The organism is Nonomuraea sp. NPDC049784, from assembly GCF_040659615.1.
Taxonomy (GTDB): Bacteria; Actinomycetota; Actinomycetes; order Streptosporangiales; family Streptosporangiaceae; genus Nonomuraea.
Genome location: NZ_JBFAMX010000107.1, coordinates 1 through 26,238 on the forward strand (window position 1 = coordinate 1; position 26,238 = coordinate 26,238).

At 66.8% G+C, this 26,238-nt stretch carries 28 protein-coding genes and 1 pseudogene; 14 read left to right on the forward strand and 15 right to left on the reverse strand.

Annotated elements, in window-relative coordinates; all coding sequences use genetic code 11:
• From AB0J09_RS22690 to AB0J09_RS22700, 3 genes are all read right to left on the reverse strand, one after another.
• On the reverse strand, positions 1 to 699 hold a 699-nt coding region (locus tag AB0J09_RS22690), incomplete at its 3' end, for a hypothetical protein (protein ID WP_360694269.1).
• A gap of 92 nt (positions 700 to 791) precedes the next feature.
• Complete coding sequence (locus tag AB0J09_RS22695) at positions 792 to 4,430, reverse strand: LamG domain-containing protein (RefSeq protein WP_360694272.1); 3,639 nt, start codon at positions 4,428 to 4,430, stop codon at positions 792 to 794.
• Between the two features lie 368 nt (positions 4,431 to 4,798).
• Positions 4,799 to 5,671, reverse strand: coding sequence for a hypothetical protein (locus AB0J09_RS22700; protein ID WP_360694275.1), 873 nt, complete (start codon positions 5,669 to 5,671; stop codon positions 4,799 to 4,801).
• Between the two features lie 255 nt (positions 5,672 to 5,926).
• Between AB0J09_RS22700 and AB0J09_RS22705 the strand changes: the two genes are divergently transcribed.
• A complete protein-coding gene (locus tag AB0J09_RS22705) occupies positions 5,927 to 6,388 on the forward strand; it encodes a MarR family transcriptional regulator (RefSeq protein ID WP_360694278.1) in 462 nt (153 codons plus the stop codon).
• Positions 6,389 to 7,098: 710 nt separating this feature from the next.
• On the opposite strand, the gene AB0J09_RS22710 is transcribed toward AB0J09_RS22705, so the two are convergent.
• Positions 7,099 to 7,713: a hypothetical protein gene (locus AB0J09_RS22710; protein WP_360694281.1), complete on the reverse strand. Its 615-nt coding sequence runs from the start codon at positions 7,711 to 7,713 to the stop codon at positions 7,099 to 7,101.
• Positions 7,714 to 7,827: 114 nt separating this feature from the next.
• On the opposite strand from AB0J09_RS22710, the gene AB0J09_RS22715 reads away from it, so the two are divergent.
• Both AB0J09_RS22715 and AB0J09_RS22720 read left to right on the forward strand, forming a co-directional pair.
• A complete protein-coding gene (locus AB0J09_RS22715) occupies positions 7,828 to 8,133 on the forward strand; it encodes a hypothetical protein (RefSeq protein ID WP_360694284.1) in 306 nt (101 codons plus the stop codon).
• Positions 8,130 to 8,534 (forward strand): hypothetical protein, encoded by a 405-nt coding sequence (locus AB0J09_RS22720; RefSeq protein ID WP_360694287.1) that lies wholly within the window; start codon positions 8,130 to 8,132, stop codon positions 8,532 to 8,534. The genes AB0J09_RS22715 and AB0J09_RS22720 overlap by 4 nt, the downstream gene beginning before the upstream one ends.
• Positions 8,535 to 8,641: 107 nt before the next feature.
• On the opposite strand, the gene AB0J09_RS22725 is transcribed toward AB0J09_RS22720, so the two are convergent.
• Positions 8,642 to 9,631, reverse strand: coding sequence for a YafY family protein (locus AB0J09_RS22725; protein ID WP_360694290.1), 990 nt, complete (start codon positions 9,629 to 9,631; stop codon positions 8,642 to 8,644).
• A gap of 93 nt (positions 9,632 to 9,724) precedes the next feature.
• Between AB0J09_RS22725 and AB0J09_RS22730 the strand changes: the two genes are divergently transcribed.
• From AB0J09_RS22730 to AB0J09_RS22740, 3 genes and pseudogenes are all read left to right on the forward strand, one after another.
• Positions 9,725 to 10,123: a VOC family protein gene (locus tag AB0J09_RS22730; RefSeq protein WP_360694293.1), complete on the forward strand. Its 399-nt coding sequence runs from the start codon at positions 9,725 to 9,727 to the stop codon at positions 10,121 to 10,123.
• Between the two features lie 165 nt (positions 10,124 to 10,288).
• A pseudogene (locus AB0J09_RS22735) lies at positions 10,289 to 10,711 on the forward strand (integrase core domain-containing protein); the annotation flags it as partial.
• 130 nt (positions 10,712 to 10,841) lie between these two features.
• The gene (locus AB0J09_RS22740; protein ID WP_360694296.1) at positions 10,842 to 11,489 is read left to right on the forward strand and encodes a class I SAM-dependent methyltransferase; all 648 of its coding nucleotides are present in this window, start codon (positions 10,842 to 10,844) and stop codon (positions 11,487 to 11,489) included.
• A gap of 16 nt (positions 11,490 to 11,505) precedes the next feature.
• Here AB0J09_RS22740 and AB0J09_RS22745 read toward each other — a convergent pair whose 3' ends face one another.
• Together AB0J09_RS22745 and AB0J09_RS22750 are read right to left on the reverse strand one after the other, a co-directional pair.
• Positions 11,506 to 11,718, reverse strand: coding sequence for a hypothetical protein (locus AB0J09_RS22745; protein ID WP_360694299.1), 213 nt, complete (start codon positions 11,716 to 11,718; stop codon positions 11,506 to 11,508).
• A gap of 12 nt (positions 11,719 to 11,730) precedes the next feature.
• Positions 11,731 to 11,994: a hypothetical protein gene (locus tag AB0J09_RS22750; RefSeq protein ID WP_360694302.1), complete on the reverse strand. Its 264-nt coding sequence runs from the start codon at positions 11,992 to 11,994 to the stop codon at positions 11,731 to 11,733.
• Positions 11,995 to 12,158: 164 nt separating this feature from the next.
• On the opposite strand from AB0J09_RS22750, the gene AB0J09_RS22755 reads away from it, so the two are divergent.
• Complete coding sequence (locus tag AB0J09_RS22755; protein WP_360694305.1) at positions 12,159 to 12,632, forward strand: phosphotransferase; 474 nt, start codon at positions 12,159 to 12,161, stop codon at positions 12,630 to 12,632.
• Positions 12,633 to 12,695: 63 nt separating this feature from the next.
• On the opposite strand, the gene AB0J09_RS22760 is transcribed toward AB0J09_RS22755, so the two are convergent.
• Complete coding sequence (locus tag AB0J09_RS22760) at positions 12,696 to 13,451, reverse strand: SDR family oxidoreductase (protein WP_360694308.1); 756 nt, start codon at positions 13,449 to 13,451, stop codon at positions 12,696 to 12,698.
• On the reverse strand, positions 13,451 to 14,545 hold the full coding sequence (locus tag AB0J09_RS22765) for an alkene reductase (protein ID WP_360694311.1): 1,095 nt from the start codon (positions 14,543 to 14,545) through the stop codon (positions 13,451 to 13,453). Before AB0J09_RS22765 ends, AB0J09_RS22760 begins: the two co-directional genes overlap by 1 nt.
• A 90-nt stretch (positions 14,546 to 14,635) precedes the next feature.
• Here AB0J09_RS22765 and AB0J09_RS22770 point away from each other — a divergent pair, with 90 nt between their 5' ends.
• Entirely contained in the window at positions 14,636 to 15,229 is a 594-nt protein-coding gene (locus tag AB0J09_RS22770) for a TetR/AcrR family transcriptional regulator (protein ID WP_360694314.1), read from the forward strand.
• A 129-nt stretch (positions 15,230 to 15,358) separates the two neighbouring features.
• A complete protein-coding gene (locus tag AB0J09_RS22775; RefSeq protein ID WP_360694317.1) occupies positions 15,359 to 15,787 on the forward strand; it encodes a hypothetical protein in 429 nt (142 codons plus the stop codon).
• Between the two features lie 135 nt (positions 15,788 to 15,922).
• On the opposite strand, the gene AB0J09_RS22780 is transcribed toward AB0J09_RS22775, so the two are convergent.
• Together AB0J09_RS22780 and AB0J09_RS22785 are read right to left on the reverse strand one after the other, a co-directional pair.
• Positions 15,923 to 16,753: a serine protease gene (locus tag AB0J09_RS22780; protein WP_360694320.1), complete on the reverse strand. Its 831-nt coding sequence runs from the start codon at positions 16,751 to 16,753 to the stop codon at positions 15,923 to 15,925.
• A gap of 730 nt (positions 16,754 to 17,483) precedes the next feature.
• Entirely contained in the window at positions 17,484 to 17,720 is a 237-nt protein-coding gene (locus AB0J09_RS22785) for a hypothetical protein (RefSeq protein WP_360694323.1), read from the reverse strand.
• A 153-nt stretch (positions 17,721 to 17,873) separates the two neighbouring features.
• Here AB0J09_RS22785 and AB0J09_RS22790 point away from each other — a divergent pair, with 153 nt between their 5' ends.
• Positions 17,874 to 18,230, forward strand: coding sequence for a nuclear transport factor 2 family protein (locus AB0J09_RS22790; protein ID WP_360694326.1), 357 nt, complete (start codon positions 17,874 to 17,876; stop codon positions 18,228 to 18,230).
• A 107-nt stretch (positions 18,231 to 18,337) separates the two neighbouring features.
• Here AB0J09_RS22790 and AB0J09_RS22795 read toward each other — a convergent pair whose 3' ends face one another.
• Both AB0J09_RS22795 and AB0J09_RS22800 read right to left on the reverse strand, forming a co-directional pair.
• A complete protein-coding gene (locus AB0J09_RS22795) occupies positions 18,338 to 19,291 on the reverse strand; it encodes an NAD-dependent epimerase/dehydratase family protein (protein WP_360694329.1) in 954 nt (317 codons plus the stop codon).
• Between the two features lie 370 nt (positions 19,292 to 19,661).
• A complete protein-coding gene (locus tag AB0J09_RS22800; RefSeq protein WP_360694332.1) occupies positions 19,662 to 20,090 on the reverse strand; it encodes an SRPBCC family protein in 429 nt (142 codons plus the stop codon).
• Positions 20,091 to 20,227: 137 nt separating this feature from the next.
• On the opposite strand from AB0J09_RS22800, the gene AB0J09_RS22805 reads away from it, so the two are divergent.
• The 4 genes from AB0J09_RS22805 (at position 20,228) to AB0J09_RS22820 (ending at position 23,823) form a co-directional block, all read left to right on the forward strand.
• Positions 20,228 to 20,812, forward strand: coding sequence for a TetR/AcrR family transcriptional regulator (locus tag AB0J09_RS22805; RefSeq protein ID WP_360694335.1), 585 nt, complete (start codon positions 20,228 to 20,230; stop codon positions 20,810 to 20,812).
• A 269-nt stretch (positions 20,813 to 21,081) separates the two neighbouring features.
• Positions 21,082 to 22,095: an NB-ARC domain-containing protein gene (locus AB0J09_RS22810; protein WP_360694338.1), complete on the forward strand. Its 1,014-nt coding sequence runs from the start codon at positions 21,082 to 21,084 to the stop codon at positions 22,093 to 22,095.
• A gap of 12 nt (positions 22,096 to 22,107) precedes the next feature.
• A complete protein-coding gene (locus tag AB0J09_RS22815; protein WP_360694341.1) occupies positions 22,108 to 23,433 on the forward strand; it encodes a LuxR C-terminal-related transcriptional regulator in 1,326 nt (441 codons plus the stop codon).
• 123 nt (positions 23,434 to 23,556) lie between these two features.
• Positions 23,557 to 23,823: a hypothetical protein gene (locus AB0J09_RS22820; protein ID WP_360694344.1), complete on the forward strand. Its 267-nt coding sequence runs from the start codon at positions 23,557 to 23,559 to the stop codon at positions 23,821 to 23,823.
• A 164-nt stretch (positions 23,824 to 23,987) separates the two neighbouring features.
• Here AB0J09_RS22820 and AB0J09_RS22825 read toward each other — a convergent pair whose 3' ends face one another.
• Positions 23,988 to 24,395, reverse strand: a complete 408-nt coding sequence (locus tag AB0J09_RS22825; protein WP_360694347.1) for a hypothetical protein — start codon at positions 24,393 to 24,395, stop codon at positions 23,988 to 23,990.
• 1 nt (position 24,396) lies between these two features.
• The coding region (locus AB0J09_RS22830; RefSeq protein ID WP_360694350.1) for a polymorphic toxin type 27 domain-containing protein at positions 24,397 to 26,238 on the reverse strand (1,842 nt) is incomplete at its 5' end.

Genomic DNA, 26,238 nt, shown 5'->3' on the forward strand with positions numbered 1-26,238 from the left:
GGCGGGTGCGGCTCCCAGGGTGACCGGCGCGGACAGGGTCTGCGCGGTGGCGGAGTTGACGGACTCCAGCGGGGTCTGGGTGCGGCACTCCTCCAGGTGCGGTGTGGTGAGCGCGCAGGCAGGCAGTTGCACGAGACGCAGTCGGCCGCTCCATCCGCCGCCGTATGTGGAGGCGAAAGCGGCATAGCCGATGCTCAGGTTCACGCCGCCCTGGGTCTGCGCCGAAGCGGTCAGCAGCACGCCGTCCACTCCGGCGGCCTCGGCGGCGGCCCGGTCGAACACCTGGACGCGCGCCGCCTGCGAACCGGCCACCCCGGCGGGAGTTGGGGTGGCCGGGGTTTGGGCCGGGGCCGCGGGGGTCAGGGTGATGGGGAGTCCGCCCACGGTGACGCTCGCGGTGCCGCCGAGCGGAACGTCCGCGGCGCCGCCCGCCGGCCACCGGGCGGCCTCGCGTTCCTTGTCGGCCCGGCCGGCCCAGGCGTCGTTGCGGGCCCTCGACGCCTCGACCCGCTCGCGCGCCTCCTTCGCCCCGGCCGCGTTCATGGCCCTGACCTTGCTCGATCGTTGTTTCTGCACGGGAGGGGCGCCAGGCTGCCCCTGCGCCGCGATGGCCGAGGTCGTCAACCCCACCGACAGGAACATCGCCGCCACCACCGCTATGGCGGTCGCCAGGGCAGCACGTAATCCAGGCCGACGCATGACCCAACCTCCTTAGAGGACAAAAGGAACCCGGTGATCAACCAGGGAAGTGAGAGGTGCGGGGACCGGGGTGCCGGCCCCCGCACTCGCCGTCAGTCACCGATGACGGCGTCGATCTGGTCGGAGTCGGACACGGCGCCCGCCCACAACCGCAGATCAGTGATCTTGGCGGGCAGGAAGTGGTCCCACGACGTCGTGCTGAAGCCCTTGCCGACCGCGAAGTCACCCGACCCGGCCGAGGCGGTGTAGGCCCCGTCGAGGTCGTTCTGGTCGTGGCCGACGTAGAGCCGTACGACGGGCCCGTCCACCGCCAGCGCGTCGTAGACCCCGGTCAACCGGACCGCGGTCTCGATGCTCGCCGCGGTGTCGGAGCTCACCCAGCTCTTCGTGCCGTCCTTGTTGACCCGGCCGAAGCGCCAGAAGCCGACCGGTACGGTGATCTCGTTCCCGTCGTCATCGAGCTGCGTCTCCTTCCCGGTCAGCTCGAACCAGATCCCCCACGACGAGCCGTCGGCCGTGCGCTGCCCGGCCACCTGGCCGATCGAACCGGTCGGCATCGCGAGCACCTTGTCCCGGTCGAGCTCGACCTCCGTGGTGACCGTGAACGAGCCGGTGTCGTCGACGACCGGGCCAGGAGTGGTGGCCGCGTCGTCCACGCCGTCCAGGACCAGGCCCTCACCGTCCAGCGACGCGCCGCCGGCCATCGTCAGCGACCGGCCGTACCCGGACAGCGAGTCGGGCAGCGCCGGACCGGTGACGCCCGACGGATTCCAGTCGGCCACCAGCTCCACATCGTTGCGCCCCGACACGGGGGACTCCGAGCGCGCCTCCGACGCGATCTCCTCCGGGGTCAGGACGCGCTGCCAGGCGGCCACCTCGTCGATGGAGCCGGGGAAGTAGTACTGGAAGATGTTGGCCCACTTGTAGCGGCCGATCTCCAACGGGCCGGTGGCGGACCACGCGCCGGACACGGTGGCGGTGCCCTGCGACACGCCGTTGACGTAGAAGCTCAGCTTCTGCGCCGCCGGATCGTAGCTGCCCGCCAGATGGGTCCAGGCGTTCACCTGGGCCACGTTGTTCTTCGCGCAGATCCCGAAATACGCCTTGCCCGTCGCCTCGTCCTTCTCCTTGACGCCGAAGCACCAGGACACGCGGTCCTTGTCGTACCAGAGGGCGAAGGGGGTGTAACCGCCGGATCCGTCCTGCGACAGGACCATGCCGACCGCGGTTGTCTTGTCCAGCCGCACCCAGGCCGCCAGCGAGTAGGGGGAGCGCGTCTCCAGCACCGGCCCCGCGGTCGCCGCGTATCCCGAGGTGCCGTTCAGTCGCAGGCCCTGGTCGGTTACCGGGGTGTCCAGCGGATTGCCGGCGTCGTCGTACCACAGCTCGCCGCGTCGTCCCAGGTCATCCCGTACGGCTCCGCTGGAGAGCGTGGCGGGGTGGCTCGCCGTGGCCGAGGAGTCGGCGGCGGCGCCGGAGCCCTCGTTGAAGTGCCACCTGCCGACCGGTCCCGCGCCCGGGGACACCAGGAAGTCGACGACGGTGGTGGCGCCGAACCGGCCCAGGTTGTCCTTGGCGCGTACGTACAGGCTGTAGGTGCCGGAGGTCTGGGGCGTGATCACAGGCTTGGCCGTGGAGCCCGTGATGACCTTGGCGGTGCCGGTGGCCTGGCGGTACTCGTAGGAGACGTTGTTGGTGTCGCCGGACGCGGGCGCGAACGTGAAGGTCGCGCCCTGCCCGGGACCGCCGCCCAGCGCGCAGCTGGTGGTGGTGCACGCGCTGTACGGGGCGCCGACCGTGACCACCGGCGCCTTCGGCGCGGTCGGGTCGACCTTGAAGTAGCACCATCCGTACGTGGCGTCGTTGGCGGGCCCGGACAGCCACTTGGTGTAGTTGCTGTAGTACGAACGCGTCCACGACTTGTAGCGGTACAGCACTCCTTCCGACAGCGTCGGCGTGGAAGCGGTGACCCTGACGTTGTCGGCGACGTGTCCGGTGCTCGGCGACTCCATCGTGGCGAAGGCCGCCGGCCAGGTCCCGTCGGCGTTCTTCTTCTCGACGTACATCTCGGCCCGCAGCAGCGCCCCCGACTCGCCGCCCGGGGCGGTCTGCGGGATGGACGCCAGCAGGGGCGTGGGGTCGGAGACGACGGCGGGCGCCGCCGCGTTCGGCTCGCACACCGCGCCCGAACCGGTGACGACGCCGATACCCGTCGGCGCCGCCGGCACCCCCACATAGTCCACGGCCAGCACCGCGTCGTTCCTGAACCGCTTCCAGGCCGACGTGTCGCCCTCGTCGTGCGCCCGCAACTCCAGCGTGAGCTTGGAGAACTTGCCCGCGGCGAAGTCCCGCACGGTCGGGGTCAGGTTCTCGTTGGGCTCGTCGGGATTGTCCTTGAAGTCGATCGGCGCCGCGGGCTCGTCCGGGTCGCAGGCCGAGCCGCGACCCGCCGACACGTCGCGGTCGACCATCCAGTCGAGCTCCTTGGGCCGGCCTGACCAGGTCGTGGCGGAGGTGAGGTTGTTCGTCCGCACGAGGTCGACCCACCGGGGAGAGCACTGAAACGCCCACGGCTCGGTGACGCGGAACGTGGCGCCCAGCACGTACTTGCCCTTGAGGCTGGCGGGCGAGAACTGGAAGTACAGCCGCTGGGTGTAGCCGGGCCCGCAGTAGTAGCCGTTCCAGCTGCCGCAGTGGCCGTCGCCCATGCCCCGGTTGTCGTCGCCGTTCCCCCAGTTGTACGACGTGTAGCCGTCCGAGCGCAGCAGCATCCTGTCGCTCTCGCCCCAGGTGACAGTCGGGTCGATGTAGATCGGGTAGGCCGCCTTGTCCTTCTGCTTGAGCAGTTTGGCGTCGGGGACGAGGGTGAGCTTGCCGTTTCCCACCCGGATGGGCAGTTCGGCGTGGCGCGCCCCGGGAGCCGGCCCGTCGGCGGCGGTGGCGGCGCGTGGCGGGGCGAGCTCTTTCATGGTGCTGACCTGGCCTGCGGTGGTGTCACCGGTGGAGTCCCACATGGCGGCGGGCGGCGAGGAGAAGACCTCGGTGGCGTTGCCATCGGTCGCGGACATGCCTCCGTCCTCGGTTTCCGCCACCTTCAGCCCGGACGAGCTGATCGCGTACTCAAGGTTGCGCAGTGCCGGATTGTCTGCGGCCTCGGGGGTCTTGACGACCAGAACCTGGCGGAAGCCCTCAGTCGTCGCGGTCATCCTGAGGTCGACGTCCGGCAGCACCTCGGGGTAGGTGGCGTTCGGCCCGTCCAGCACCGGCGCAGGCAGGGGCCCCGGCCATCCCAGTGCGAGGGTCCGACCGTCACGCGTCATCTTCACCAGCTCGGCATCACCGCCCCCGGAGAAACCGATCCGCACGGCGGCGGCCACCGGCCCCACGCTGCCGTCGGCGCGCCGCTCAAGCGTGGCATCGGGCGCGGCCCACGCGCCGTCCGCGCCCTTGACGCGTACGGGCACCGTCGACTGCTCCAGACGGAACGAGGCGCCGTCGGGATTGGCGTAGGTGGTGGTGAACTCGGTCCTGGCCTCGGTCACCTCGACCGGTTCCCCGTCCTCGGCCGCCTGGCTCTGCGCCCGCTGCCACGCGGTGAGCCGGGCGGCGGACTCGGCCCTGCCCACATCCGCCGACGCTGCGATGGAGGGCAGGGCCGCCCCTAACAAGCCACTCACCACGACCGCGGCGGCGAGCGCGCGCCAGCCCCGCGGACCGGAATCCACGAACACTTGTGTCTTCCTTCCCTCACACACCACCCCCGGCCCATGGGTGGGCAGGCACTGGCTCACCTATACGAGGAATGCGGACTCGAAAGTGTGAGGCGATTTCGGAAAATGTGACGTAGATCACTTGAACGGCCATGGTGTAACTTTCGGCGGTAAATGGCCGGGGATTTCGACGCTATTTGGCCGGGAGTAGACACGCTGCTGCCCGCCGGCGTAAGGGCCGGCGGGCAGCGGGTTCGGCTTGGCTCTGGCTGTGGTGGGGCTCGGGTGCGGGGTGGTGGCACGGTGGTCACATGATTCCGATCAGACATGCGGACGAAGCAGCCGCCACCGTTGCATCGCCGGCAGCCGTTGCTGCTCGGCCGGACCACTCAACGACACGGGCGGGCCACCATCGCCCTCCGACCCGACCCGCTCATGCGCCGCCACACATGCAACAACCCCCTCATCGGTGATCGTCCGCCATCACCGGCCTCGCCTTCTGCGGGGTCCTCCTCTTCGGCTGCCGGGACAGCGTCGTGTCCTTGTTCAGATGCCCGGAACCTCGGAACAGCGCACGGGCCTGCACCTCCGCGAGGCGCCATCCCTGCGACTCCGGGCGAGAGCCGGGGCCTCCCGTGTTCGCGTTGCCGGTCATCGCTGCTCGTCGTGACCTGGCTGACCTGGGGAAGTCGCTTGTCGGTGACCGAGGTTGGCGCCAGCCGCGTGACGGCATCGGGCATGGGGCCGACGGTGAACACGCGGGTGAACGAGCCGACGGTGACACCGGCGAAGGACGCTTCGGACGGCACCTGATCTGGAAGCGGGATGACGTGGGACCCCGCGTTGAGTTGGCCATCGAACACGTGCATCGATGTGCTTTTGGGCTCTGGGGGTACGAAGGATGTGGCCCACCATGCCTCGACGGTGACGGTGGCGGAATCGTTGAGCGTGAGTTGTACCGAGCGCTGTGCGGCGTCGTAGACGAGTTCGCCGCTGTCGAGGGCTTCGGCCGAGGTGACGGCTTGCACCTGGGCGGCGATGAGGCCGGCGATGCCGGCGAGCCCCTGGACGAAGGTCACCTGCGGGTTGCGTTCGGAGATGTCCTCGCGCAACTGTTGCTTTGTGTCGGCGGGGACCATGCCGCCGAAGACCAGTACGTCGAGATCGGTGACGTCGTAGTCATCGAGGACCTGGTCGAACTGGTTCGTCGCGTCCGCGGAGTAGCCCTTGGCTCGCAGGATGTCGACGGTGGCGACGAGCACATTGGGGCTGCGGCCGATGACGAGGACGCGTTCAGGCTCGTTCTTTGACGACGTGTTCACTGTCAGATCTCCTTGGCGGCGGGTTCGAGACCAGCCACGGACTGCGGCCGGCCGGGTTCAAGCTCGGCCTCGTGGGCCTGGTTGGGGTCTTCGTGGGTGGTTGTGGTCGCCGACGCGCTTGAGCGCGGCCATACCAATGTTGGTAGCCCCAACATAGTGAGTGTTGGCGAGACCCACAACTGTTACGCTTGACGCGTGCCGACGCCTCACCACGACACCGGCCGAGCTCCGGCCCGGCTCGAAGGACGCGCAACCTGGCTGGTCAGTCGGGCGTATCTACGCTCCTCAGGGCTGCTCAGCGCCGGTTTCGAGGCCCATGGCAGCGGACTGCGCAGCTACCACTACCGACTCCTCGCTGCGCTGGAGGAGTGGGGGCCCGCGAGTCAGGCCGAGCTCGGCCGGAAGACCGGGATCGATCGCAGTGATGTGACTGCTGTCCTGACCGAGCTCGAGTCACGCAACCTGGTCGAGCGCTCAGTCGATCCTGAGCACAAGCGCCGAAACATCGTCACTATCACAGCGGAAGGCGTCGAACAGCTTGTCGAGCTGGACAAAGTCATCGACGGCATCCAGGACGAGTTCCTCGCGCCTCTGACGGCCGCCCAGCGGCGTCAGTTCCTCACCCTGGTGTCGCGACTCGTCGACGCACGGCGCTGATTCGACAAAGGGTGTAGCTCGTTCTCGGCGAGTGTCTGACCTGGGCTTTTGCGGTTGCGGCTGTTTGGTCGGGCACCGCCGTACCCTCAAGGACGCGACCAGGGAGGCCATGCGGCATTGGGTGCTGCATCGGCTCGGTGTCGGGCCGGATCCGTACCCATGGATGGTCGGGGAGTTCCCGCGGATCATCGGCGACGAGGCCCGCGGGCAGTGCGCCGCCGAGCTGCGGACCTGCGTGCCGGACTACGTGGTCGCGTGCGTCGGCGGCGGCTCCAACGCGGCCGGCACGTTCGCCGGATTCGCCGACACCCCGGCGCGTATACGTGGCAGAGCATGGTGCGTGCATCCGTGCTGTCGGTGCTGGAGTACCGCAGATCGAAGTCCACCAGGGTGGCCTTTCCAGGTTCGCCCATCTGGACGTAGCTCGCCGCCTGCACCAGGTGATCAAAGGCCAGAGTGCGGACGTGCATCGGGTCGGAGAGATCGATTGCGCTTGAATCTATCGACCTCGCCGGATCGCTCAAATCTGAACGCTACCTGCGGTACGTCCGAGACCTCGAAGCCGATCTCGTAGGCTACGAATTCGAAGATTCGGTACAAGCGCTCAACGCTGTTATCGCTGCCAAGTGTCCTCCACTGGATACGTGGAACGACGGCCTAGATAACAATTCCATCCAAAGCGTGGCCATGCTGTAGCGTTCACTCTGGCCCTAAGGTGTTTGTGAAGATCTTTCCTGCAGTTGAATGCGGATTAAATCGATGAGCTGCTCATCAAGGCGATCGGCTTTCTTGATAAGAGTTGATGCACGATACGCTGCTGCAGCATTTTTGTCGGGGTTTTGGGTATCTGCTTTATCCTCGGCAAGATCCATGTGTTTGATGATGCCATCGCTCCAAGCAGTGTTATCGGCATCGTGGGCGTCCTGCCAGAGTTTCAGTACATCTTTAGAAGCAAAAGCCTGCAGGCGCCCTTCGAACTGGAACCAAGGAGGCAGCTGGTAGTTTGCGAGATGCGCATCCAAGCCTCGCTTGCGCCTCGTCTCGCGCCTATGGATTACAAAGGCAATCGTATCGACGTAGAGCTCTGCACGTTTCTCCCAGACACGTCGGTCGTGTTCAAAAGCCAGTGTCAGCCTGGTTGCCTCTAACCCTGCATCGGTCGCTTTCCCCGCACTCTCAAGAGTCGCCTGGGCTGTTTTCTCTGCAGACGCTAAAGCGGCGGTCGCCGCCCTGCGAGCAGCCCAGATTGTTGCGACGACACTGGTGATCGCAGTAAGTACTGCACCACCAACACCCACGACGGCCGCTATGACAGTTGCGTCCATATGCACAAAGTAGCGTAGGTATGGATTGCCTGCTTACAAATCGGTGGTTCTGTCGGTGACAAGTGACAGCGTTTGCCGGTCTCCTGCAACAGCGATCGTTTCCGCTGCAAGACGATGTCGCTGAGAAGTGACAGCGCTCCGGGGCTTGCGGTGCGAGCCGACCTCATCGACATCGAGACCGCCCGCGCCGTCGCCGACACGGTGATCGGCCTCAACGACCACCTGGCCGACGGCGGCGGCAACATCATCCGCACCGATGAGCACGCCGCTCAGCTCCGCGAACGCGCCGAGTTCCTCGGCAAGCGTGCTGCCTTCGCCGCCCGACCGATCGGGGATCGGCTCCGCGCCAACGCCGTCCGCCTCCGCGACCTGGCCGACGCCCACGACCGCACCCGCATCACTCTCAAGGACGCCACATGAGCCCGACTTCAGACGAACGCGAACGCATCCGCGCCGGCATTCACCGCCTCCTCAACGACCAGGCCAAGTACTCCAACGGCGCCCTGACCATCGTCGCGCTCTCCCAAGAGCCGCAGGTCCCGCGCAATGCCCTCACCCAGCGCCACGCCGACCTGAAGAACGAGTTCTACGAACTGGTCAAGGCACGCGGCGCGACCCCAGACGTCGAGGTCCGGCTCCGCGCCGAGATCATGAAGCTGAAGAAGACGATCGCGAACAAGAACAAGGAACTCGCGCAGATCAAGGAAGACGTCCCCGCCCTGGTCCGAGTCGTCCACCAGCTCACTCGGGAGAACCAGGAATTGCGCAAGCAGTTGGAGCTGCCCGAACCGACCGTCACGCCGCTTCGCCACCGGCGCTGAGAGACCGTTCGCAGTGAACTCACTACATGATCTTTGTGCCACCGGACCCCCTTGCAGATCTTGATCGCCCACTAGATGTGCCATCTCATGACATTGGTTCCTCGCTGTCAGGCTTGGCGGGCGTAGGACGCGAGGCGATCGGCAAGCGCGATGACGAGGTCGCGCAGTTCATCGGGGCGCTCGATGACGAACGGACAGTCGAGTGAGGCGAGTGCCGGAGGCAACCAGTCGAGCCGCTCCGCCCGTAGTTCGACGCGCAGCCAGCACTCGGTCGCCCGGTCCGTGCCTGTCGTGGGCGCGTGCTCCTCCAGGCTCGCGACGCTGGCGGGAAGGTGGGCGCGGATCTGCTCAACTGTCCCGTAGATCCGCAAGGTCACCTCATGCCGGTACTCAGCCGTGGCGAACCCTGACAACACGCGCTGCGCCGGATCGGGACCCACGGGGGCCTCGAATGAGCCGGGCAGGGTCCTCGCGTCTGCGATGCGATCGAGCCGGAAGGTTCGGTCCTCGCCGATGTTGGGGTCCTTGCCCGTGACGTACCACCGGCCCGCATGGGCGACGATCCCGTACGCGTGCAGCGTGCGTTCGCTGCGCCGTCCGTCGCGGTCGGTGTAGCGGATCGAGACCGGTCGGCGGTGGCGCACCGCATCGGCGATGGTGAGCAGGACCCCAGCGTCCGGGGTGGCGAACTCACCGGGCTGATCCGTGAAGGCGAGAGCTTCCAGGAGCGTGTCCAGCCGGCGGGCGATGTGCTTGGGCAGCACCCGCCGGATCTTCGCCGATGCCGTCTCGCTTGCCGTGTGCTGCGTCGTCGTCAACCCTGCTCGGCGGCCGGCGACCAGGCCGAGCAGCACGGCCAGCGCCTCGTCGTCGCTGAGCATGAGCGGAGGCAAGCGGTACCCGGGGGCGAGCCGGTACCCACCGTAGCGGCCGCGCACCGATTCCACGGGCACGTCCAGGTCGATCAGCTGGTCCACATACCGCCGCACGGTGCGCCCTTCGACGCCGAGCCGGTCGGCGAGTTCGGCCACCGTCCGGGTGCCGCCCGACTGCAGCAGCTCCAGGAGTGTCAGCACGCGGCCGGTGGGTCGAGGCATGTTCGCAGCCTAACGCGAATACAGGACCGATTCTGTCCAGTATTTCTCCTAGCCTGCGACGTGCACGCCTCCATCACAGCCAAGGAGATCCCCATGGACTTCGTCTCAATCCGCATCATCACCAGCGACGTAGCGCGCCTCGTCGAGTTCTACGAGCGAGCCACAGAGGTGCAGGCGATGTGGGCCACCGAGGACTTCGCCGAACTCAAGACCGCGGGCGCCACCCTCGCGATCGCCAGCACCCGCACCGTCCCGCTGTTCGCCCCGGGCTCTGCCCGCCCGGCGGACAACCACAGCGTGATCACCGAGTTCCTCGTCGACGACGTGGACCGCGTTCACCAGAACCTGACCGGCTTCGTCACCGACTTCGTCAGCGAGCCCACCACGATGCCCTGGGGCAACCGGTCGCTGCTGTTCCGTGACCCCGACGGCAACCTCGTCAACTTCTTCACCCCCGTCACCCCGGCGGCCATCGAAAAGTTCGCACGCTGACGCCACGCACAGCTGCTCACGCGGGAGCCATGAGATCCCAGAGCTCCCGGTGAACGCGGCCACCGAGTCCAGGAGCGCCACCAGCAGGGGGCACCGGAACGCACCGCTGACCCCGGAGGGACGTCTGCGATTGTGTCTGCGGATCGACGCTGGCCGTCCGATCGTCTCGGATACACGTACCTGCATTCGGCGCTCGACGACCACTCTCGGCTCGCCTACACCGAGGCCCTGGACGATGAGAAGGCGGTGACCGCGGTCGCCTTCTGGCACCGGGCCGTCGCCTTCTTCGCCGCCCACGACATCACGCCGATCCGCCGCGTGCTCACCGACAACGGCTCCTGCTACCGCTCCCGGACCTGGGCCGACGCCCTCTCGAAGGCTGGCACGAAGCACAAGCGCACCAGGCCCTACACTCCACGGACGAACGGGAAGGTCGAACGCCATAACGGCACCCTGGCCCGGGAGTGGGCAAATGTCCGCGACTACGCCTCCGAGCACGAACGCGGCGCTGCCCTCGCAAACTTCCTGAACTACTACAACCACGAGCGGCCGCACGCCGCCCTGGGCGGGAAGCCACCGATCAGTCGAACCGTCGGCAGCGACTACCGCGTCGCCTTCGATCAGCCGCCGGAGCCGCTCGACACTGTCCCGCAGCAACTGACATTCGAGGACATCGTTGAACTAACCTCCTGAGACACCACAACTAGAGTGTCAGCGCATGAACACGGATAACTGGTTGGAGGACACACGGGCCTCCTATGACACGGTCGCGGTCAGCTACGCCGACCAGATGCGCGAGGCGCTGGGCGAGCGCCCCTACCTCCGGGCAACTCTGGCGTTGTTCGCGGAGTTGGTTCGCACTGCAGGAGACGGACCGGTGGCTGACGTTGGGTGCGGACCCGGGCATGTCACGGCTTACCTGCAGGAGTTGGGCCTCGACGCGTTCGGCATCGACCTTTCTCCCACGATGATCGAAGTGGCCCGACATGACCACCCCCATCTGCGGTTCGAAGTGGGGTCGATGACTGATCTCGACCTGCCTGACGCTTCGGTCGCCGGCCTGCTCCTTTTCTGGTCGCTGATTCATGTCCCCGACGACGCGGTTCTCACAGCCTTCGACCACTTCAAGCGGGTGCTACGGCCCGGCGGGACTCTAACGCTCGGGTTTCACGTCGGTGACGAGTCACGGCTGAAGACCCGAGGTTACGGCGGGCATCCCATGAAAGTTCACGTTCACATGCGCCAGCCCACGCAAGTGGCGGGATGGCTGCGCGATGCCGGGTTCACGGTCAAGGCCCAAATGCTGCTCGATCTGGACGGGAGTGCTCCAGGGGCAGTCCTCTTCGCACGCGTTCAAGAGCTCTGAGAAGGTACCAAGATCTTCAACACGCTGACTTGACAGGGACATCATCGAGACCGGCACCGAGTCCTACCGGCTCGCCCAGACCCGCGCTCGGGTCAAGATGCAGCGCCCGCAGCGAAGCGAGGACGAACGATCTTGACGCGGGACGAGCAGCGGCGACCGTGGCAGCGTCGAGGAAGAACACCAGGCCACGAAGGAGATCCCGATGAACGAGGATCAGCTTCTTCACCATCCTGACCTCCTCTCATTGTCGGCGAACTTCTGGAGCGAGCAGATCCAGGAGACGCGGCAACGCCTGAGCGTCACTCGTCAGAAGGCTGCCGTCCTCATGGAGATCATGCGCGTGTTGCGCGACCAGATGCGAACGCTTGTCGGCGTACAGGTACCGGTGCAGAGCCAGGTACGCCTGGACGTACACAGCGATGATCGGCGACATCACCTGACCGACGGTCTCGGGCAAGTCGAGGTCACGGACCGGGTCGGCATACCGCTCGACTTCACGATCCACGTGCCGAGGCCCCGACGCGCCGTTCGGCGGTGTCCGGCCCGTCGGCGGCCGGGGTCGTGCACGAGGTCGCCGGCCAGGGGGACCTGGTCAGCCGGGCAGTGGCACGCGATAAACCCGTTGTGACGTCGGTGATCATCTCCCGATAACGGCCGGCATGGAGGAGATTGAGGTCGTCGTCGCCCATAGAGAGCGAGCGACCCTGCGCGTGCCTCGACGAGATCGCATCGCGCCTCGACGGCGAATGCGCGTGGCTCGTCACGAACGGCGTCCTTCCCGCCGACCTGGTCACGCGGAACCGCCGGGTTGCCGAGGCTGCGCTTCGGCCATGGACACCGGTGTTCATGCACGGCGACCTACAGGTCAGCCACGTGTTCGTCGACGGTGACGAGATCACCGGCGTGATCGACTGGTCCGAGGCGGCCCAGGGCGATGCCCTGTATGACCTCGCCATCTTGACGCTCGGACACGAGGGGCACCTTGGCGACGTCGTCGCCGGCTACGGCACCCACGTCGACCTCGACGTGATCCGTGCGTGGTGGTCGTTGCGAAGCCTGCTGGCGATCCGCTGGCTGATCGAGAACGGCTTCGACCCGTCCTTGCCAGGCTGCGAGTTCGACGTGCTGCGAGCCCGGATGTGAGGCCCGCACGAGCACGAGATCCGGCATTAACGAGATTGCCGCAGGTCAGCCCTTTAGATCCGGTCACGCCTGACCGCCGTTGACTCGGATGGTCTGGCCGGTGATCCATCCTGCGCCGGGTTGGCAGAGCAGCCCGACTGCGCCGGCCACGTCGGCGGGAGTGCCGAGGCGGCCGAGCGGTGACATCTTTCGAAGCCGGTCGATCAACTCGGCGGTCTTGCCGTGGCGGAACGCTGCGGTGTCGATGGGGCCGGGTGCAACGACGTTGACGGTGATTCCGCGCCCTCCCAGTTCGTGGGCCAGCGTGCGGGACAGGACCTCTACGGCGGCCTTGGTCGCGGAGTACAGGCCGTAGCCAGGGAGGGTCAGCGCGGTGGCCGACGAGGACAGCGTGATGACGCGGCCGCCGTCGGCCAGGCGCGGCGCGGCCTGTTGGCAGGCCAGGAACACGCCGCGAAGGTTCACCGCGACGGCGCGCTCGAAATCCTCGTCGGTGAGGGTGGTAAGCGGACCGAAAACCCCCACTCCCGCATTGTTGACGAGGATGTCCAGCCGTCCGAACTCGGCCCATGCGGTGCTGAAGAGCCGATGAACCGCCGCAGGATCGGCGATGTCCGCGGCGATCACCAGACTCTTGCCATCCGCCGCGACGACCGCCTCCGCTGTCACCTCCGCCGCCGCTCGGTCGGCCTGGTCGCGGTGGTTCACAACGACTGCCGCGCCCATGGCAGCGAGGTGCGCGGCGATGGCGGTGCCGATCTCGCCGCCACCGCCGGTCACCAGCGCGACACGTCCCTGCAGGTGCCGCACGATGGACATCACCGGCTCCGCGCGTCCTCGGGGTCGGTGGGGTAGTCGGTGTAGCCCTCGGCTCCACCGCCGTAGAAGGTGGCGGGATCGGGTTCGGCCAGTGGCCTTCCGGCACGGATCCGGGCGGCCAGATCGGGATTGGCCACATAGGGGCGGGCGAAGGAGATCAGATCCGCGCGGCCGGCCTGGAGCGCGGCGACTGCCGACTCGCCGGAATATCCGCCGCCGAGAACGAGGGTCCGCTGGAACGTCTGCCGGGCCTGGGCGGCGAATGCCGGGTCGTAGCCGCCGGGCGCGCCGACGGCGGCCTGGTCTGCCAGGGTCACGAACGCGACATCGCGATCATTCAGCTCATCCAGCAGCCGCAGATACAGCTCAGGCCAGTTGGCCGGCGACACGATGCCGTTGATCACACCACCGGGCGTCAGCTTCACCCCCAGCGGGAACCCTGGCACTGCCGCACCGATCGCCTCGACCACCTCCAGCAGGAACACCGACCCGCGGCCGTACCGATCGGAACGCGTGTTGGCGGCGCTGAGGAACTGCTCGACCAGGAACCCATTGCCGCCCTGGATCTCAACCCCGTCCAGGCCCGCCCGCCGGGCATTGCGGGCCGCCGCCACGAAGTCCCCGACGGTCTCCTCGACCTCCCTGGTGGTCAGCGCGCGCGGCATGCTGGCGGCGACCGTGCCGGGGGTACCGTCGTCGGTCAACGCGAAGACCTCGGCATTGGCGGCAGCGTCGGTGATCCCGGGCGGCGAGGCCTGGCCCGGCTGCAGCGAGGTGTGCGATACCCGCCCGCAGTGGATCAACTGCGCGACGATACGCCCGCCTGCCTCGTGCACCGCCGCACTCACCCGCTGCCACCCGGCCACCTGCTCACCGGTGTAAAGCCCCTCCGTCCACAGGTATCCGGTGGCCTCCGGGGAGACGTTCACCGAGCCCGTCACGATCAGCCCCGCCGTGGCGCGCTGCGCGTAGTACTGCGCGGTGAGCGCCGTGGGAACGCCCGACTCGGGCGCACGGCTGCGGGTCATCGCGGACATGACGATGCGGTTAGGCAACTCCAGAGTGCCGACCTTGGCCGGTGTGAACAGCGACATGGACCCCTCCTAGTTATGAACCTAACCGGATCGTATCATTTCAGCGTGCCGTCTTTCCCACCCCCTCGACAGATCTGGTTCACTCAAGGCATGACCTCGACCTCACCGACAACCCGCCCTGGCCGGCCCCGCAGCGAGCAGACCCACCGGGCCATCCTGGAGGCCACGCAGGAGGTCCTGCGTGAACGCGGCTATGGCGGGCTGTCCCTCGACGAGATCGCCCGCCGGGCCAAGGTCGGCAAACGCACCATCTACCGATGGTGGTCATCTAAGGGCGCACTCGTCGCCGAGGCGTTCCGCGAGGACGCTACCCACCGCCACCCGACGGTTGACACCGGAACCGTCCGCGGTGACCTGCTGTCCTACCTGAGCACCCTGTTCGCCGAGGTCGCCAACCCCGGCAAGAAGGCGGCGCTGAGCTCGATGATGGCCGAGGCGCAGACCGGCGGCGACTTCGCCGCCGACTTCGCCCGTTTCATCGACGACCGCCGCGCCCTGGTACGCCACCTGCTCGAACGCGGCGTCCAACGCGGCGAACTCGCCCCCGACACCGACCTCGACCTGGCCGTGGACGTGCTGTTCGGCCTGTTCTGGTACCGCGTGCTGACCGGCGATCGCCCCCTCAACCCGACCGTCGCCCAGACCCTTGTCGACGGCCTGCTCCACGCCACCCGCCCGACCTGAACCGCCACTCATTGACAGCGGTGGCAGGACGCCGACCGTCACCTCATCTATCGCGTATAGGAATGCATTATCTGCGGTACTTGCGAACCGAGTTGGGCGACCACCTCCCCGAAATGAGGTCAGCTCGCCGTGCTTATCTGCGATAGAGGACGCGAGGGGGCGGCGTGGGCGAACTGGCCCGGCTCGATCGCGGCGGATCACCACCCTTGCCCGCCGCGGCCGCCGCCTACCTCACCACCCTCTCCGGACCCGAACAGCGCAACACCCAGCGCGCCTACCGCGCCACTGCGGGCGCTGGCCGCCGAGTTCGCCCCGCCCGGCACCCACTTCCCCGTCGCCGACCTCGACGTCGAGGACAACGTCGAGGACAACGTCGCAGCACTCACCGGATGGTTCGGCGACCAGTGGAGCCAGCGAGCCCCCGCGACCTTCAACCGACATCTGGACGCCCTGCGCTCGGCCGCCCCGTTCTGGATGGACCAGGGCTGGCTCACCTCCGATCCGACACGGCGGCTGCGCCGGCGGCTCTCGTGGCGTTATCTGCTTCCTCACGAGTAAGGCTCTGGCTACAAACGCGCAGGTGAGCTCCGCGGCTTCATGCAAGCCCCGTGATCACCCTTGGAGCTGGCATACCCGAGACGGTGGGGCCGGGCTCCTGGCGGCAGACGCCCGGCCCCCGCTCAGGATGGGCGGCTAGCCCAGGTTGTATATGACTCCGCGGATCCACGATCGATACAGGGTGACATTGGTGAAGACGTCGGGCCCGTCGCCGCAAAGATCGGTGGTGCCGCGGCTGTCGCTACCGACCAGCACCCAGCGGCCGTCTGCCTTCTCGATCGCAGGACCACCGGAATCACCGTTGCATGGCCCTGCGGAACCCGGTGTCTCCGCGCAGAGTTCGCCAAAGCTGTCACCTTCGCCACACGTCTCCGTATCGAGCACCGAGGTGTCGAGTTGCTGCAGTTGCGTGGGCTGATCCCCGCTGCCGTCAGGGTTCAGGCGGCCCCAGCCCAGAACGCGAACCGCAGTGCCCTCCGGAGGCGTCTGGTCGGCGACCGTGATGACACCGCTTGAGATTTTCCGGTCCAGTCTGAGCAGCGCAACGTCTCCGACGTAGTTATCGACACCGTCGTCGGCCAGCCAGTCCCATCCCGGATAGACCTCGATCCCGGTCACGTTGGCGACTGTGCCGCCTGTCGTGCGGTCATTAGAACCGACCCGGACATGGTAGAGCGACGGGTCCTTAGCGCTTCCGTCGGAGTTGGTGACGCAGTGCGCGTTCGTCTCGACCCAATTCCGGGCGATCAGTGATCCACCGCAGATGTGATGGTTCGGGTCACCGTCTTTGCTTGTCTGCAGTGAAACCATGAACGGATAGTTCTCGGTTGCCGTGGTACCACCGACGATATGGGGCTGGGGGGTGTCACCTGCGTAAGCTGTTCCGATGCCGGCCGGAAATATGCTCAGAGCTGCGGCCGCAACGCCGCCCACGATGGCCGCTAAATGCAGTCTTCGCAAGAACATGCTCGTACCTCTTTCTGATTGGAGGAATATCGTCCGAGAAATTCGATTGATCATGTGGTGATCGGTAGAGCAAGTTAGTGATCAGTGAATGGAAAAGTCAAGGGCTAGGACGGATGGCATGGACTTCTACGTGCGTACAGATGGGCATGCCAATAAACGGGAGGTTTATGGACCGGCCGCAGCATCGGTGCCACCGTTCGCCGGACTCCCAATCGGCTTTCACGTTCGACACGACATTGGCCAGCGCCTTGTGTGCCTGTTTCGGAACGGGGAGTCGGAGGAGATGCTGCCGCCGACCGGGAGTTGCGCAAACACTCGGCTCGCGCCGTCCGGCGTGACCGTGGCCTGCGAATAGTGACCGAAAGGGTCAGGAGTCGCGGCCGCGCGACAAAACGAAGGAGGGGCGTGAACGTTTTATCTATGGGTCATGGCTCCGGCGACGCCGTAGTTGCTGGTGAAGGTTCGGCTGGCAAAACGTCCGTACCGGACCGGGAGTTCACTTCCTCCCAGTCCAGGTCCATCGCATCGACGCGAACGTTTTCCCGGTTCACCGAGCGTCACTTCCTCCAGCCCGAATATCCCCGGCCGGCGAGCTCGCCGAAAAACACTGCCCTGGACACCAAGGGTTCCCTTCATCGCGCGGCCCGCACCGAAGCGGGCCACGCATCACCGTATGAGCGCGAACTACAGATGTTCAATAAGCGAACGTCTGCACCTCTTAAGCGATCGTCTACATATTGTGCGCCGGCCGACCAAGTAGCCACTGATCGACATCGGCCAGGTTGCCGGGGCCGAAGCGTTCTCGTGTTATGAGACCGAGTGGCTGGAGTGCGTCCGCGGGGCGGTCGGCGGCGGCGATGTTGGTCCAACCGATGAAGCCGGCCAGGCCGATGGTCAGGTTACGAACTGGAGCTACTTTGGTTCCCCGGGCCCCGATCGACAATCCGGGCGCGGTGGCCGACGCCATCGCTCAATTCGTGCCGCCGGCCGTACCGTGACGGGCGCCCGACGCCTGGTCGCGCACGACTGCCGGCTCTCAACTCGCCTATGGCCGCTGCGGCCGTCCGCCGACGATGTCCCACCGCTCGCTCTGCTGAGCAGTTGCGCCACACTTGGCGTCATGAACGCCCGCATTCACGCCGACCACTGGCTCACCGCATGGAACAGCCACGACCTCGACGCGATCATGGCCTGCTACGCCGACGACGTTGACTTCAGTGCACCCACCGTGGTCACCCGCTGGGGACGACCGGACGGCCGTCTGCACGGCAAGGACGAACTACGCCGTCACTTTGCCCGTGGCCTGGAACTCGCCCCCAATCTCAGCTTCATCGAGGAAGCACTGCTGACCAATCCCAGCGGATACGCCCTCCTCTACCAGCGCGATAACGGCAACCGCGTCCTGGACGTCGTCGAACTGGACGAACACCACCTCGCCACCCGCGTCCGCGCCTACTACGAGAACGCCCAGCACTGACCAGGCTCAAGGACGTACCCTCCAGCGGGAGCACTTCGGCCACAGGACAGAGCTGGAGCGGTCTCGTGATGAGATGCGCGCTGCCCAACGCTCTGGGCTGCAGGCGTTCACGGCATACGGTAGGAAGCCATGGTCTCGCGCAGCGAGTCGTCCAACGGCGTCGGCTTCAGGCCGAAGGTCTCGGATGTTGTGGAGGAATCGAGAAGCCACGGGTTGTGCCGTTGGTAGGCCACCTCGCGGAGTTCTCGTACCATCTTCGCGCTGTCCCCACCGATCGGGGCAAGGAGACCGACGAGCCACAACACCGACTTCGGCATATAGGTCAACCGTGGCTCGGGCACCCCGGCCAGGCGGGCCGCACGGACGGCGATCTCCCGGACCGAAGCGGCCGGTTGGCTCGGCACGTGCCAGGCTCTGCCCCAGGCCCGGTCGTCATCGGCGAGGGCGACCAGGGTACGGGCGACATCGCCGATGTAGGTCCAGGAGTGCGGTGCGTCGAGGTCCGCGGGCACCATCGCACGCTTCCCCGTAGCCACCGGTCGAAGGACGGTCTCGGTCAGGTACGAGACAGCGCCTTCACCGATGTAGTCGGAGGCTCGTGCCTCAGTGACCCTGATCCGCCCGTCCTTGTGGAGCTTGAGTGCGTCGTGCCACATCTGCGCGCGTACCCGCCCTTTCGCGGTCGTCGCTGTGAAAGGCAGGTCTTCGGTGATCGGCCCATTGATCGGCGGCGTGTACGTGTACCCGTACAAGTTATTCGTGCTGACCAGCAGTGCGCCGGTCGCCTCCGCAGCGGCCAATAGGGACGCCCAGAGGGGAGGGAACTCGGCCACCCAGCGCCAGTACGGGGGTGCGGCGCAGCTGTGGATCACTGCCGCGCCGGAGGCTACCCTGCTCAGCGCAGTGGGGTCGCCGGCGTCTGCGGCGACGAGCTCGATCGCAGGGTCGATCGGTCCGATACCGCGGCGCGTGACCACGCGTACCTGGTCTCCCCGCGCGGCAAGCAGCCGCGCGGTCGCCGTGCCGACCGGCCCTGATCCGACGATGATGTGCAAAGGCATTGATTTCTCCTAGTTAGCGAAGCAAACACTCAGCTGATGGCCCGTTCCTACCGACCCGCCAGGTCGCTCGCAGCGCCTGCTCGTCCGGCTTGCCCAGCGGGCCGGCGGAATGGTGTCGACAGCGACCGCACAGGCTTCGTGCTCTTTGTGGAGCCGGGTGAGTGCCCAGCACACTTCGATCTCGCGGGGAAACACGTTGAACCCGCGCGTGACGATCATGTCTTCCACGTGAATGAACGAATGGCCCCGAGCCGAGCCGAGGATGCGCGCATGACTGACACCGAGGGTCGCTGCCGCGGGTCCACAGAGGACACACCGATGGAGCGTTTGGGGAAGACGGCCGAGCGCACCGTCTCCGTCGCCCGTCTCGTCAGGCGCCGAAGCGTCCTTGAAGCATTGCGATGGCCTGTGTGTAGACGTTGCGGACCGCCTCGGCGGCGACGTCGTCACTGACCCCGTCCGGCTCGAATGTGCCGGTCCAGTCGATTTCGCACCCCCCGCCGGTGGCCGGCGTGAGCTGGATCGTCGAGAAGTAATCCGTCATGGGGAACGGGCCGGTGACGGGCATGGAGTAGCTGGTCCGCCAGTCCTCCTGGTCGTACGCTTCCAGTCGCTCGATAGCCACGTCCTCGCCCACCGTGACCTTGCGGACCATACCGACCCCTTCACCCTCGACGACGACGTGCGCGTCGTCCATGTTCGCAATCAGGGCCTGGATGAAGCCGATGAAGTCGCCTACGAGCTTCCAGACCTCCTCCGCGCCCGCACCGAGTCGTGCCTGCTCATGCACCGTCACCATGATCTATCTCCTTATCGGTCATAGTTACTGTAACATAATTACATTAACTCTCGGAGGAACCCTGGAGCCGGGAGGAAAGCGTTGGCCATGGCCGCGCACTAGGCCTAGGTTCGGTGGAGGCGAAGGGAGGCACCACGATGGCCAGACCGAAGACCGACACCCGCGACCGCCTACTGGCGGACGCCATGTTCTATGTCGCCATGCACGGCGTCGGAGACCTGAACATGCGCGAGCTGGCCACCGCCCTCGGCACCAGCTCACGGATGCTGGTCTTCCATTTCGGTTCCAAGGAGGCGCTCCTCATAGAGATCGTCCGCGCCGTCGAGCAGCAGCAGAGGGAGTTTCTGGAGCGGGTGACCGCCGAGAATGAAATCGCTCCGGTCGACCGGCTTCGCGCGCTATGGCGGCATCTGATCGATCCCGCGCTCGCCCCGTACGAAAGGTTGTTCTTCGAGCTGTACGGACATGCACTCTGGGGCCGTCCGCACGCCATCGCGCTCCTCGACGGGATCGTGGAGAGCTGGCTCGGCCCGCTGTCGGAGATATTCCAACAGGCCGGCGTGCCGGCGGAGCGCTCGCGGCAGGACGCCCGGCTCGCCGTCGCCGTGGCCCGTGGCCTGCTGCTCGACCTCCTCGCCACCGGGGACAGGGCCGCTGTGACGAGCACATTCGAACGCTTCGTGGCCACGTACGAAGGCAGGGTCGAGGAACCACAGAGATAATTTCGCAACCGCCAGGAATGACACGTGACTGCGGCGCCTGAGGCGGGCCGGGACCGCCGCGCTCATGCCCCTCATCGCCGGCTTTGCACGCCACGCCGCACCGCCCTGTGCGGCGACCGTCGCCCTCATCGCACGCCCCGAGACCCTTTGGGGGCGCCGCCACGCCGGGACACCGACGTCTCCAAGAGCCTTACTCGAGATATGGATCATGGTGGCGACCGCAGCCACGACATGATGGCTCCCAAAATCGCGTTGGCGAGGTGCGCCTGATGGGGCCTGGCGCAACCAATGTGATGACGGTGACGGGGAATGCCATGAAGCGGCAAGTGCATGGCCTGCCGTTCGAGACGACGAGTTTCGTCGGACGTCGGCATGAGATCGCCGAGGTCAAAAGGCTGCTGTCGGGCTCTCATATGGTCACCTTGACCGGGGTCGGCGGTGTGGGGAAGACCCGATTGGCCTCGCGGATCGCGATGGATGTGCGTCGCGCGTTCCCGGCCGGCGTGTGGTTCGTCGAACTCGCCGGCTTGAGGAGTAGCGAGTCGGTACCCCAGAAGCTGGTCGAGTCGCTGGAGATCCGGGACCAGTCGGCACGACCGACGATCGATGTTCTGAAGGAATATCTCCAGGACAAGGACCTCCTACTTGTTCTGGATAACTGCGAGCATTTGCAGGCGGATTGCGCCATCTTGGCGGAGCAGATCCTCCGTTCCGCTCCGGAGGTTCGCATACTCGCTACCAGTCGCCAGCCACTCGGCGCGATGGGCGAACGGACCTTGTCGCTGCCGCCGCTGTCGCAGCCCGCCGGCGGCCGGACATCGCTTCCCATCGAGGCGTTCGCGGAGAGCGCGTCCGTGCGCCTGTTCTGCGAGCGGGCGCAAGCGGTGGTGCCCGGCTTCGCCGTGACCGAATCCAATCGAGACGCGGTGGAACGCATCTGCCGGCGGTTGGACGGCCTTCCCCTCGCGATCGAGCTCGCTGCGATCCGGTTGCGCGCGCTGTCCATCGATGAGTTGCACGACCGGCTGGACGACCGCTTCCGGCTGCTGACGGCAGGATCAAGGATCTTGCCGCGGCATCAGACGCTGCGAGCGCTCATCGACTGGAGCTACGCCCTGTGCACGGATGAAGAGCGCCTGCTGTGGAGACGGGTGTCCATATTCAGCGGAGGGCTGGATCTGGACGCTGCCGAAGCCGTCTGCTCGGGTAACGGGCTTCCCCCGGACGAGGTGATCAAGCATGTGATGGGACTGGTGGACAAGTCCATCCTGCTTCGGGAGTAGCGCTCGTCCCGCGTGCGCTACCGGTTGCTGGAGACGATCCGCCAGTACGGTCTCGAGCGCTTGCGGGAGTCGGGCGAGGAATCGGATCTACGGCGTCGACATCGGGACTACTACCGCATGTTCGCCGCCCGGGCGCGCTCGCAGTTGTCGAGCCCAACGGAAGTGGAGTGGTACTCGCGGCTGGAGGATGAGCACCCGAACCTGCGAACAGCGCTGGAGTTTTGCTTCAGCGAGACGGGCGAGGCCGAGGTCGGATTGAGCATGGCCAGCGATCTGCTCTGGCACTGGATCACCAGGTACTACTTCCATGAAGGACGTTGGTGGCTTGGCCAAGGGCTGTCCACGGTCACCGAGGCCGGCGAGGTCCGCGCCCGCGCGTTGGCGTGCGCCGCGCTGCTGGCGGTCATACAGGGTGAGATCTCCTCGGGCGAGGCGATGCTGACCGAGAGCCGCGCCATAGGGGAATCCCTGGGCCTCGACACGGTTTTGGCTTATGTCACCTACATGTCCGGCATCATCGCGTATGACAAGGGCGAGGCCGAGTCGGCGACGCTGCTGTTCGAAACGGCGGCGGCGAATCACCGTCGACTCGGCGACCATTATGGCCGCGCGATGGCACTCGCGAGGCTTTCCGTGGCTCTGGTTTCCCATGACGTGGAGCGCGCCATCTCTACCGGTGAGGAGTGCGTCGCTCTTTGTGAGGCTCGCGGAGGTGGCTGGATCAACGCATTCGGGAAGGCGGCGCTGGGAATCGCCGTTTGGCGCCAGGGCGATGCACGCCGAGCGGCCGTCCTGGCCCAGGAAAGCCTCGACTTCAATCGATCGCTCAACAGGGCGGTCCTTACCGGCCTCGACATGGAGTTGCTGGCGTGGACCGCCGCGACGGAACAACGCTTTGACCGGGCGGCCACACTTCTGGGAGCCCTGCGCAATGTCTGGGAGGCGATAGGCGGACGGGCGATATTGCCGATCTTCGGTCACCTGTACGAATTTCATCAACGCTGCGAGCAGCGCACCCGCGAAGCTCTCGGTGAGCGCTCCTTCCGCACCGCCGTCGACAGAGGAGCCGGGCTGACATACGACGAGGCCGTCGCCTACGCCCTGGAGGAGCGGGGAGCGGAGTGCAAGGCGCGGGACGATGTCGATCGAACGTCGCCCCTGACTCGCCGGGAGATGGAGATCGCTCATCTCGTGGGCCAAGGGATGAGCAACAAGGAAATCGCTAGCTCCCTGGTGATATCCCAGCGAACCGCCGAGGGGCACATCGAGCGCATCCTGGTGAAGCTGGGCTTCAACTCCCGCACGCAGATCGCCAAGTGGGTAGGTGACCGGAGTTAGCTTGGGTGACTCTAAGTAGTAAAAAGTAAGGTTGGTGCGTACTTGCCGCACGAGTATCCAGGGGTCTTCAGGCATGTCAAGCATGTCAGGTGCACTGCCTCGGTTCTACCGGCCGGAGCGGCGGTGGCCGCCGACGAGTCGGTGTTGTGGGTGCTCGATGAGGACTTGGAGCTGCACGTCGAGGCGTGCGCGTACCTGACGGGGCTGCGCGGGGCGGGCCGGGCGTTCAACGTCGAGAAGACCTCTGCCGGGCGGATCGCCCTGTATCTGTCGTACTGCCAGGGCCACGGCGTGGACTGGTCGAGCCCGAGCTTGGCGCAGCTGATGGCAATGATGCGCTGGCTGGTGGACGAGCCGATGCCGGCGCGGCCGTACCCGCACTCTCGGTAGGTCAGGACACCCTGGCCGCGTTCGGGACGCGCACCAAGAAGCACTGGGCCGCGCCCTCGGTCCCAGCCGACGCCGAACGCCGTAAGGAAACCGCCGACGAGACCATCGGTTGACGTGAGTGTGAGGCATCCCGGCCCCGGGTCGTGCCTGGGGCCGGGATGCGCCTACTCGACGATGCCCCACTGCGCCGGGTAGTCCGGCGGCCAGGGCTTGGTGAAGTCGAACAGCCACTCACGGTCGGCGGGCGGATACTGCGTCTCGCGCCAGGCCGGTTGGCCGCCGACGACGAAGCTGCCGCCGTATCGCTCGATCATCCACGTCCAGTCCTCCGCGTCCGCTTCGAGACCGTGCCGCTCACGCAGTTCGGCGAACTCGGCCGCGGAGGCGCGCCGGATGTGCAGCCCGTCCCGGTAGATGGGCTTGAGCAGCATCAGCTCGACGTGGCCGATGTGGATCTCGACCACCGTGGCGGTCCGGTCCACCGCCACGGCGTCGCTGCGCAGCAGCAGCTGCCGGTGCGACGGATCGAAACGGACGACGCGGAAGAGCCGTTCTTCCCTGATGAACTCCATCTCACGACCCCGGAGGCGGCGGAGGCTTCGGGAACACCCTGATGACCTCACCGTTCTTGGTCATGTGGAACTCGATCGAGTCCCACGTGCGCTTCTCCAGCCGGTACGCCCGGCGCAGCTCCGTCATCTCCCACGCCGTCCCGAGGCCGCTGTTGATCGTCGCCACCATCTCCCAGTTCCCCGCGGGTACCGTGTCACCCCGCGCCAGCAGAGCCGCCAGCGCCTCGTCTGCAGTCGTGGCACCGGGCACGCCGTCCAGAGAGACGGACAACCGGATGGAGGGATCCCCCACCGCCTCGGTGACCGCGACCATCCAGATGGGCCGCCCGTCGCCGTTAGGGTACGGCGCTCCCAGCGCCCGATTGTTGAAGGTGAACGCGCCGATGCTCTTGGCCAGATCGTCAGAGTAGGGGTTGATGCCCAGGACGACGTGGTCGCCCGCCTTGACGATGTCAGTGATGCAGTCGTTGTGCACCAGGATCGGGGTCGAGCCCGCGTACACGTAGTAGGTGTGGTCGGTTTCGACCTCGAAGTTGTACACGTCGGTGGGGCCGTCGCCGGACGCCACCGCCAGGACGCGGTCCGCCTTGCCGGACGGGTCCTGGAGCGCGTCGCCCGCGTGCAGTTCCTGCGATTGCGTCCAGCCCCTGCCCTGGACCCAGAACCGGTGCCCCTGGCTCACCGACAGCGCGCCGCTCTCGGCGGTGATCTTCACCAGCGAGTCCACCGTCCGGTGGAACAGCCGGGTGACCGGGTGCAGGGTCCGCCTGCCCGTCGCCGGATCGGCGGACCAGACTCGGTCGCCGACCCGTATGTCCTCGATCTTGCGAGGGCCGTACGCGGTGTCGACGAGCGTGCCGGCGGGGAAGCAGTGTCCGGCCGCCAGCGTGTTGCCCGCGGTCTGCTCCAGGCCGGAGATCGCCTCGGCGGGCAGTCCCGAATATCGCAGCTGGAACAGCGCGTCGGTAAAGCTCGCCCCGGTGCGCATGGCCGTGCGCAGGGACAGTGCGTAGGCGTATCCCGTCTTGACCGCGGGCGGGATGACGACGGAGCCGATGGCCAGCCCGCAGTCGATGACGCTTCCGCCGCTTCCGCTTACCTTGCGCCAGCAGCCGACGAAGTCGTGGACCAGTGCCTGGGCCAGCCCTTCCAGGAAGGCGGTGACCATCTCCTTGCCGTCGAAGTGGGTGCGTTTGACGTAGCGGACGTTGAAGGGCCCGCTGCCGAGGTAGTCGTATTCCGGGAAGCCGGTGCAGTTGACGAGGTCGTGGTCCGGCTCGGGGCAGGTCTCCAGGAGGTAGTCCTGTGTCCCCCAAATGTGGTACTCCAGGTCGATGTCGCAGCCGTTCGTGCCGACGCAGAGGTCCTCTTTGGGGTTGATCTCTCGGCTGATCTCCTGCGGCACAGCGATCACGTGGGACATCCCCGTCGGCCCTGACTCCGAGGCCCGGTCGGCCTCGCGCTCCCGGTCGGCGGCCGCCTCGGCGTCCGCGGCCGCCACCTGGGCCTGCTCGGCGAGTTCCTTGGCGCGGGCCGCGGCTGCTTCGGCGGTGGTGGCATCGGCTTCTGCCTGGGTGGCGACGTCGCGAGCGGTGGTGGCGTCGCCCTCGGCGGCGCTGGCGGCGGTGCGGGCCGAGGCGGCGTCCTGTTCGGCGGCGTCGGCGGAGTTACGGGCGTCGGTGGCGTAACCACCGGCGGTGTCGGCGGCCGTCGCGGCGGCTGCGGCGTCGGCTGTGGCCTGGCGGTCGTATTCGACCGTGTCGGTTTCGGCCTTGACGGCGGCCTTGGCCGCCGTGGCCGCTTCGGCCGCGGAGGCCTGGGCCTTGGCCAGGGAAGCGGCGGC